Here is a 9,614-nt window from a genome sequence, read left to right as displayed (position 1 = left end):
CATGATCGAGATCCCGTTCAGCCTGCAGCGTCGTACCGGCAGCTTTCAGATCCTGCCGTCCAGCACTGGTGCGCGGGTTATCTCGATGCGCGATCCCTCACTGATCAGGGCCGTCGTCCGCGGGAAAGAATGGGCGGAGCGACTTCTGAGCGGCGACGGGAAGTCACCTGGCGACCTGGCCCGCGAAGCCGGCGTTACGACGCAGTACCTCATGAGACTGGTTCGCTACGCCTTCCTGGCGCCCGATATCACCGAATCGATCCTCGCGGGCACTCAGTCATCCCGCATCACCGTCGAATCCCTTCGCGAAGCACTTCCCTTGGACTGGTCCGAGCAGAGAAAGTTGTTCGGGCTGGCCGACTGATCAGCGCCCGAGTAGCAACAAGCCGGGCACGCGGGCAAACTGTCTGTAGCTGCGGAAAAGGCCAGTACCTCTGTGGATCCGATTTCAGTCTTGGGGCTCATCGCACTGGCGGGTTGGGCGTTTAAGGCCAGCAGCAAGGCCACGGAAATCCGGACATCGCCCGCGCTTCCACCCGAGGAATATCGGGCAAAGGTCGCGCCCTCGAAGATCGGGCGCAAAGCAGAATTCGACCCTTCTCTAATCGAGATCCTTCCCGAGTATGAACTGGTCCGGGACCTCATTCGGGCGGAGTTCCCGCTGATCTTTGTTACCGGTTCGGCGGGAACCGGGAAGAGCACATTCATCCGCTGGCTCGATCACGTCTTCGATGGAGAAATGATTCTGGCGGCGCCGACTGGAATGGCGGCCATCAGTATTGGTGGAGTTACACTACACAGCCTGTGCCGGTTGCCGCCAGGTTGGATCTTGAAAGGCGATATTCAGAAGAATCATCGTCGACAGGACATCAAGCGAGCGAAGGTCCTGGTAATCGACGAGATCAGCATGGTCTCCGCCAACCTATTGGACGCGACCAGCGCATTCTTCCGGGCCAATCGAGAGGTGGACAAGCCATTCGGAGGCATTCCGGTCGTGGTCGTCGGGGACCTCTTCCAACTGCCACCAGTAGTGGAGAGCAATGTCCGAAAACTCGTCGAGCGGTTTTACGGAACCGCCCGATTCTTCAATGCCAGATCTGTGCAGCCAGAATACATCCCGGCGACCTACCCAGTAGATCTGCGAAAGACGTATCGTCAGTCCGACCAACGTTTCGTCGATCTACTTTCTAACATTCGCCTCGGACACGATTTGGCGAGCACGGTGGCCGCGATCAACCAAGGCTGCGAGATCGCCGATCGTCCGCCACCTGGAGCCGTGCATCTTGCGCCTCGCAACGTCGAAGTGGATCGCATCAACAACAGACGGCTTGAGGAGATAGATAAGCCGGACAGGCACTTCGATGCCACAATCACGAATCGCTTCAGAAAGGATCGTTTGCCCTCGCCATTAAAGCTGACCCTACGGGAGGGGGCGCAGGTGCTCTTTACGAAAAATGATTCAGCTCGACAGTGGGTGAACGGGTCGGTCGGAATCGTTAAGTCGTTCGGGCGAGATGGGATCACTGTCGAGATTCTCGACACGCAGAGAGTAGTAGATGTCTCGAGAGTGACCTGGGAACAGTTCGAGTACGGTTGGGACGAGGCGACGCGCAAGATCTCACGGATCGTAGTTGGGACCTACACTCAACTCCCTCTCATGCTTGCCTGGGCCATTACGATTCATAAAAGCCAAGGCAAAACGATCGACCGCGTACATGTCGACCTTGGCGCCGGCGTATTCGCAAGTGGGCAAACCTACGTTGCGCTTAGTCGGTGTCGTTCCATCGAAACCCTTTCTCTATCCCGAGAGTTGCGTGTTTCCGACATCATCGTCGATGCGGAAGTCAGGGGTATGCACGATGAGCTGATGCGGAAGGTGGCCGAAGTGCCTCCAGACGTGATGCATAGGAAGGTTCGGGAAAGCCTTGGTCTATCGGCGGGGGAGCAAGCGTCAGAATCAACTCTGGGTAGCTGACGTTGAGGGGAATGTCCTTCACGTTCGTGACGTCGGCCGAGCGCTCGAGCTCATTGCAGAGGAGAGTTCTTACTGGCGGACTGCTGCGCGGGAAGGCGTTGCGTACCCACGGGCGGGCTTGGAGAACCGGAGAGAGACCGGCGGCGGCTGCCCGCGAGAATGGGGCGGTCTTTGCGTTCTCTCGGGCGACCAATGCCCCGGACTTTCGCCCCACCACCGACCCTTGGGGAACCGCCCAAATCGCGCTTGGAGAATCACCGCCCAAACCTGCCGATGTCGGCCCGTATCCGGACCAGAGAGAAACGCCACGCCCACCGGATCGTCGGAATCCCCCGGCAATCCGGCGATTGTCGTGAGTTCGTTCGGGAACCGCCAGTTCTCGCGAAGTGAAGTGGCGGAGAGGGTGGGATTTGAACCCACGGTACCTGTAAGGGTACACACGCGTTCCAGGCGTGCTCCTTAAACCGTGCTCGGACACCTCTCCGCGTGAGAAGGTGGAACGAAGGACGCGAAACCTACCCGCGCCGGGCGCCGCTTGCAACGCAGCGCGCGCCGCTGCCGGCAATCGAAAACGCCGCGCAACCGGCGGAGATCACGAAGGAAATCGACGAAACACCCCGCCTTGCCCGGGGTCGGCGCCGATGCTACCGATCCGTGTTCGGAGCGCGCGCGGACGATGTCCTATGAAGTGGTGGCAAGGCGGTGGCGACCGCTGACCTTTGCGTCGGTGGTGGGGCAGGCCCACGTCACCGGCACCCTGGCCAACGCGATCCGGCGCGACCGCATTCCTCACGCCTTCCTGCTTACGGGCACGCGCGGCGTCGGCAAGACGACCATCGCGCGGCTGCTGGCCCGTGCGATCAACTGCGCCGAGCGCGGCGAGGGCGCCGAGCCCTGCAACAAGTGTCCGGCCTGCCTGCAGAGCATCGCAGGCTCGGCGATGGACATCATCGAGATCGACGCGGCATCCAACACCGGTGTCGACAACGTGCGCGAGCTGATCGAAAGCTCCCAGTACCGCCCTTCGACCGGCCGCTTCAAGGTTTTCATCATCGACGAGGTGCACCAGCTCTCGAGATCGGCATTCAATGCGCTGCTGAAAACCCTCGAGGAGCCTCCGGCCCACGTCAAGTTCATCATGGCGACCACTGAGGTCCACAAGCTCCCGGCCACGGTACTGTCGCGCTGCCAGCGCTACGATTTCCACCGGCTGAGCGACGACCAGATCTCGTTGCAACTAGGGCAGATCGCTGTCCAGGACCACCTCGAGATCGCGCCGGACGCCATTGCGCTGATCGCGCGCGAGGCCGACGGCAGCATGCGCGATGCGCAATCGCTGCTCGAGCAGGTGATGGCGGGCGCCGAGGGTCGTCTTGCAGCCGACGACGTCGCGCGTCTTCTCGGCGTGGCCGGCGCCGATCTCGTGACCGGCCTCCTCGAAGGCATTCTCGAGGCGGATGCGGCGCGTGTCGTCGACCTCGTCGGCGAGGTGCGGCGTTTCGGCTACGACATCGAACGGCTTCTCGGCGAAGTGCTGGAAGTGTTGCGCCACGTGACGGTCGCCGCGGTAGCCGGACCGAAGGCACTCGCGCCGACCGTCATCGAAGCACACCGCGCGCTTGCGACGCGGCTTCGCGACAAGCGAAGCGCTCTCGACCTTCACCGCATCTTCTCGTCCCTGCTCGACACCGCATCCGATCTCAGGCGCGGTGGTCATCCGGATCTCGTGTTCGAAATGGGGCTGCTGAAGGTCGCGTCACTGGAGCCCGTCGAGACGGCGGCTGCGCTGCTGCAGAAGCTCGGTGCGATCGAGACGAGTGCAGGGCCGCGCCAGGCGACCCCGATTTCCTCGCGCATGGAATCGACTCCACGCGCGGATCAGGCGGGAGGCGCGCCGCCTCGCACTTCGGCGCCGCCGCGTACGTCATCCGAACCCGCGCCACGCTCCGCTGCCGAGCCCGCGCGCCCGAACGCTCCGCGTGTCACTGCCGAGCCCGCGCGCTCGACTAAACCTGCGCCGCCAGCCTCTGCTGCGAAGCCCGCTCCCGCGCCGCGCAAAAACGACGACCGCCTCCCGCTCGCAGGCAAGCCGAGCGCCGAGGCGGTCGAATCGTGGTCCGGTCCCGAAGGCGAGCCCCTCGAGCCTCTTTCCGAAGAGGAAGCCGCCGCGCGCCGCTGGGAAGCCTATCTCGATGACATCAAGCGCCGCTACGGTCTCGACCTCTACGTCACCGTGACGAATTGTCGCGCAGTTTCGATCACGCCCGAGTTCGTCGACCTCGCGCCGACCAGTGCGAGCTTCGAGCAGAAGCTCAAGAATCCCACCGTCATGGCTCGCGTCACCGAAGTCGCGCGCGCGCATTTCGGCGAGGCGGTCACCGTTCGCCTCGCAGGTGCGTCGCCGGCCGGCGAAGGCATGAGCCTGCAAGGCATCCAGGACGAGCGCACGGCCAAGAAGAAAGCCAGCGCCCTTGCCGATCCGATGGTCGACAAAGCCGTCGGCGAGCTCGGCGGGCGCGTCACCCGAATCACGGTTCTCGAGGAATAAGGAGACGGACATGGCCGAAGAGCCATCGATGATGCAGATGCTCAAGCAGGCACGCGGCCTGCAAAAGCAGATGAAGCAGATCCAGAAGCGCGTCGACAAGAGGGAAGTGTCCGCGACGGCGGCCGACGGCAAGATCGAGGTCGTCATCACCGGCAAGCTGCAGGTGCGGCGCATCCTTCTCGACCAGTCGGTGCTCGAGAATCCCGACAAGCGCGTGCTGCAGGACCACCTCGTGCAGGCGGTCAACCAGGCGATCCAGAAGGCGCAGAACCTGGTCGCCGTCGAGATGCAGAAGATGGCCGGCGACATGGGTCTTCCGCCCGACGCGCTGAACGAAGCGATGGGCGGCGAGGAACACGATGACGACGAAGCGCCGTCGGGCGACACCGCGGGCGGAAGCGGACGACTGCGTCGCTGGTTCGGCCGCTAACATGCGGGCGGTGTCGCCGGTTCGGGCCTGACGGCCGACCGGCGACGCACGTGGTGCTCGACATCGATACGACGAATAGGACGAACGCTTGGCCTACACGCCCGCGCTACAGGCACTGATCCAGCTTTTCTCGCGCCTTCCCGGCATCGGGGAGAAGAGCGCGGCGCGCCTTGCGTTCTTCATCCTTCGTGGGGATCAGTCGTTCGCATCCGAGCTCGCGCGCGCGATCGAGACCGTCAAAACGCAAACGCGTTTCTGCAGTCGCTGCTTCGCGCTCACCGAGGCGGATCCCTGTTCGACGTGCGAGGATCCGCGGCGTGATCGCAGCATCGTCTGCGTCGTCGAAGAGCCGGCAGACCTCGTTGCGATCGATCGAAGCCACGGCTTTGCCGGGCTGTTCCACGTTCTGCACGGATCGATCTCGCCGCTGGACGGGCGCGGACCCGAGCGGCTGAAGATCCGCGAGCTGGTCGAGAGAGTGGGGCGCGAGCCGATCAAGGAAGTGCTCATCGCGACCAATCCGACAATCGAAGGCGAGGCGACAGCCGTGTACCTCTCACGGCTGCTCAAACCTCTCGGCGTTCGCGTCAGCCGCATTGCCCACGGAATTCCCGTCGGCGGCACCATCGAGTACGCCGACCAGGTCACCGTCGGCCGCGCCATCGAAGGCCGCCGCGAAATGTAGATTGGGGACAGGCACCAGCCGCATCATTGGGGACAGGCACCAGCCGCATCGAGCGGGCGCCGGCACACGGATGATGCGGCTGGTGCCTGTCCCCAGCGCTCAGCGCTGGGCCCGCCGTTCGGAACGTGCGTCAGTTGCGCCCGGGCAGAATTCTCTCTTCGAATGCGGCGGCCGGCTGGACGACCGGCGTCCCCGGCGGCGCCGCTTCTTCTTCGCCCGGAGGCTTCGCCACCAGGGAGTCCGGCAGCACGAAAGCGCGCGGCCTGGTCGCGGGCTTGTCGCTGACCAGGTAGGGCTTGCCGTTGCGGAGAAGCAGCGTGTCCATCTCGGCGCGCGTGAACGGCCGTGAGCCCAGACGGCCGAAGACGCTGACCTGATTGCCGCTCTCGTCGACTGCGCGGTCACGGTCGATGCCCTTCGACAGCGCGAGCGCCGGCTCTTTGGTGCGGTAGGACGCGATCAGTCTCGGCGTCGGGGTCGGGCTGAAGCCGGAGTCACCGGGGGTCTCGTTCGGCGCGATGAGCTGCAGCACGTGCAGGCCGTTCTTTCCGTCGGCGACGTACGCGAAGACGCTGGCGCCGGTCGCGCCGATGCGAACGGCGCGCACGTCGTTCATCTTTCCGTCCGCGTTGAACATCTGCTGCAGGAATGGGTGTTCCGGCTTTTCGATGTCGACGATCGCCAGTCCCTGGCTGCCGGCCGGCACGTAGGCGTACGTACGCGCCACGTAGACTTCCCCGGCCTCGGCAAGGTCCAGCGATGCGGCCAGTCGCGGGTGTTCGACCGATGTGATGTCGACGACCTCGAGGCCGCGCGGAGCGGTAACGAACGCGTAGCGAAGCTGAATGGCAATCGACCGCGCGCCGGGCAGCTCCAGCGCAGAGACCACGCGCGGGTGCAGCGGGTCGTCGATGCTGACGGTGACGACGCCACGTGGCGTCAGCATGTAGGCATACGAGCCGGCGATCGTCAGGTAGCTCGCGCCATCGAGGATGCCGTCGGGATTGAACGTCGCGGCGCGCTCGAGGAAGTTGTTCTGCGGATCGCCGTCGGTAAGCGTGTCTACGTCCACGACGACGAGGCCTTCCACGCTGTCGCTCAGGTAGGCGTAGCGATACAGCGGATGCATCGGCTGTTCCTGGTTGGCGGGATCGTGCGGCTTGTCGAAATGGATCGGCATCGTCGTCGGCAGCGCCACGCAGGTCGCGTTGCGCGTCTTCACGTAGGTGCGCTGGCCGAGCGGAGAAACAGGCGCCGTGGTGATGCGTTCGGAAAATCCCTTGTTGTCGACGTTCGCGACGTCGAAAATCCGCAGGCCGTCGCCGCCGTTGGCCGTGTACAGGTACTCGCCTCTGAGCTGCAGGCACTGCACGTGGCCGGCCGCGTGCTCGTACGATTCCTTCAGCTGCGAATCATTCGCGACGTGCTTGTCGTACTCGGCAGGATACGCGAGTCGGTGCAGGCGGCTGCCGATCACGGCCTGGGGCTCGTCCCACTCGGTGACGCCCACGGCCTCGATGCCCTTCTCCTCGCCGATCCACGCGAAGCGGCCGACGAAGTTCACGAAGTTCGTGCCGAGCGTCATGACCTGGGTGAGCCACGCGTTGTTGTCACCGGCCGTGGACAGGTGGCAGCTCGAGCACTGTTGGGTCTGCGTCGTGCGTACCGTGTGGGCGAAATGCGTGTTGAAGGCCTGGCTGCTGTAGCCCTCGCCCGAAATCGGCATCTGCTGGCCGTAGATGCGCTCGCGGTTGGCATTAGTCGAACTGATCATCACGGCGCTGGACGAGCGCACCGGTGCGATGACGTGGCCCTTGCTCGTCGAGTGGCGTCCGAGCATGAAGATGTCGTTGCGCAGCACCTGTGGGTCGTACGACGACCAGTTGCGTGACTGGCCGCCCTCGAAGTGCTGCGAGTCCTTCTTCCAGTCGGCCTGCTGCGGCAGATGGCAGCCGAAACAGCTCGTGACCCACGAGGTGTGGCAGCTTGCGCAAGCCATGTTGTCGTCGCCGTGTGCGAGCGCTTTGGTGTCCTCCGGAAAGGCGCCCCACGCGCCGTCCATACGCATCGTCTTGGCGTAGCGCGCTTTCTCGTTGTAGAGGCGCTTGTTGTTCGGGTCGATGGTGTCGACGACCTGCTTGACCTCCCACTCGACGTCCTTGTCGAGCATCGATCGCTGCATCAAGCGGTTGCTGCTGGTTTTCTCGTCGTAGACCCATTCGAAGCGGCGCTTGCCGGACGGGGTGATCCCGTTTTCGAGCGGATGCCCGCCGCCCGGCGCAGCCGGACCACTGGTCTCGAGGCTCGCGCGGTGGGTCGTGTTGCCGTGGCAGTCGATGCAGCCGATCTCGACCGCATCGGGGTAGGCGCCGTAAATGTTACCGTCCGAGTGATTGTCCTGGCGGAAGTGGCAGTCGACGCAGTGCATGCCCTTTTCGGCATGGATGTCCATGAGCTGGACGGCGTGCTGCAGCTTGTCGGGCGAGTTCCAGTCGATGGGTTTGCCCTTGGCATCGAGCAGGTTGCCCTTGCGATCCTGCCAGTACACCGCGCGGAAGATCCAGCCGTGGCCGTTGTAATCGGCAAAGCGCGTTTCCTTCGTCGGCAGCGAGCTGACGTTTCGCAGGAAATCTTCGTTGTTCCACAGCCCGCGCACCGCCGCTTCCTCGGGATCGCGCGCCAGCGAGTCGTGCATCGGCTGCCAGTGGCGCGCATCCATCGGCGTCGGCGCAGCGACCGTCGGGTAGCGCTGCTGCTTCGGCCACATCAGGTCGCCGTCGGTCTCGTAGTCCCACATCTGGTAGCCGAAGAAGGTATTCACGAACGAGTTCGGCTGGTGCATGTGGCAGACCATGCACTGGCTGGACGGCACGGCGCGCGTCAGCCGGTGCTGGATCGGGTGCCCGGACTCTTCGCGCGGAATCGTGGGATCATTGCCATGGTACGTGCCGGTATGCCCGTCGGCCGCGTACGCACCTGAGTGGACGCGGTCGCGGTCGTTCGCGTAGACGACGTGGCAGGCCGTGCAGCCGCTGGACCGGAAATCGCCCGGATGGTCGTTGGTGCCGAGGAACGACAGCAGCGGGTCGTTCAATCTCGTCTTCTGCAGATTGAGCACGCCGGCGCTGACGCGAAGGTCGGTGCCGGGGCCGCGCGTGCCGAGCTTCATGTCGGGAAGGCCCGGCTCGTCGAGAAACGGTCCGAGGCCGGGATTTCCCACTTCCGCGACGTTGGAGCGATCGATCCTGCCGCCTCGCTCAAAGGCTCGCAGCGGGTCGGGCGGGTCGACGACGTTCCAGCGCGGCAGCGGAACCAGCGACGGCAGCGCCCCGCGTGCAGCTTCGGCATCGCTCGGCGGCGACTGCGTCGAGATCTTCTGGCCGACGCCGTCGGCGCCGTACGATTCGCCGAAGATGTAGGGCTTGAGCGGCGCGATGCCGTTGTTGTACGCGGCGCCGCCCCAGAGCATGGCCGTCGTCGACATCAGGCTCTTGTGGACGTGGTCGACGTCTTCGGCGTGGCACGATCCGCAGGTTTTGTCGGCCACGCGCAGGTCGCCGGGGTTGCGGAAGCGGATGTATTCGGCGGATTCGCGGTTGAGCAGCGTGTACGAGCGCTCCGGATTGGCCGAGCTGATCCGCGAGGGATCCTTCGGATCGCTCCATTCCTTGGGATAGCGCGGCTGTACGTGGGCCTGCTTCATCGCCGCAAGGTACTCGGCGCTCTTGGGCGCGAGCCCACTGGCGTGCACCGCCACGTTGCCGCCGTGGCAGTCGATGCAGCCGAGGTTGACCTGCGAGGATTCGTGCATCGGCTCGATGCCGGTGTGGCAGGTAAGGCACCCTTCGCTCTTGGCAGCCGCTTCGGCGTCCGTCTGGCGAAGCAGCGAATCGTCGCCCGCGCGGGCCGGTGACGCCAAAAGTGCGGCGAGAAGGCACGTCGTGACAGATATCAGGCGGCGCATAACGTCTCCCTG

6 protein-coding genes and 1 tRNA gene are annotated in these 9,614 nt (G+C 64.3%); 5 read left to right on the top strand and 2 right to left on the bottom strand.

Annotated elements, in window-relative coordinates; genetic code table 11:
- Positions 1–364, top strand: a 364-nt coding sequence (locus tag VGK20_06580; GenBank protein HEY2773699.1) for a hypothetical protein, incomplete at its 5' end; no start/stop codon positions are given.
- Between the two features lie 72 nt (positions 365–436).
- Positions 437–1,975: a DEAD/DEAH box helicase gene (locus tag VGK20_06575; GenBank protein ID HEY2773698.1), complete on the top strand. Its 1,539-nt coding sequence runs from the start codon at positions 437–439 to the stop codon at positions 1,973–1,975.
- Positions 1,976–2,367: 392 nt separating this feature from the next.
- Here the strand turns inward: VGK20_06575 and VGK20_06570 are convergent.
- Positions 2,368–2,459, bottom strand: a tRNA-Ser gene (locus VGK20_06570).
- A 192-nt stretch (positions 2,460–2,651) separates the two neighbouring features.
- Here VGK20_06570 and dnaX point away from each other — a divergent pair.
- The 3 genes from dnaX (at position 2,652) to recR (ending at position 5,638) form a co-directional block, all read left to right on the top strand.
- Positions 2,652–4,523 carry a DNA polymerase III subunit gamma/tau gene (gene dnaX / locus VGK20_06565; protein HEY2773697.1) on the top strand — a complete coding sequence of 624 codons (1,872 nt, stop codon included), beginning with the start codon at positions 2,652–2,654 and terminating at the stop codon, positions 4,521–4,523.
- 10 nt (positions 4,524–4,533) lie between these two features.
- Positions 4,534–4,953: a YbaB/EbfC family nucleoid-associated protein gene (locus VGK20_06560; protein ID HEY2773696.1), complete on the top strand. Its 420-nt coding sequence runs from the start codon at positions 4,534–4,536 to the stop codon at positions 4,951–4,953.
- 88 nt (positions 4,954–5,041) lie between these two features.
- Positions 5,042–5,638: a recombination mediator RecR gene (gene recR / locus VGK20_06555; GenBank protein ID HEY2773695.1), complete on the top strand. Its 597-nt coding sequence runs from the start codon at positions 5,042–5,044 to the stop codon at positions 5,636–5,638.
- Between the two features lie 130 nt (positions 5,639–5,768).
- Here the strand turns inward: recR and VGK20_06550 are convergent, their stop codons facing one another.
- Positions 5,769–9,602, bottom strand: coding sequence for a hypothetical protein (locus tag VGK20_06550; GenBank protein ID HEY2773694.1), 3,834 nt, complete (start codon positions 9,600–9,602; stop codon positions 5,769–5,771).
- Between the last annotated feature and the right edge of the window lie 12 nt (positions 9,603–9,614).

The organism is Candidatus Binatia bacterium (genome assembly GCA_036493895.1).
GTDB lineage: Bacteria > Desulfobacterota > Binatia > UBA1149 > CAITLU01 > DATNBU01.
Note: the sequence above shows the minus strand (reverse complement) of the source record. Positions and strands in the feature narration are given on the sequence as shown.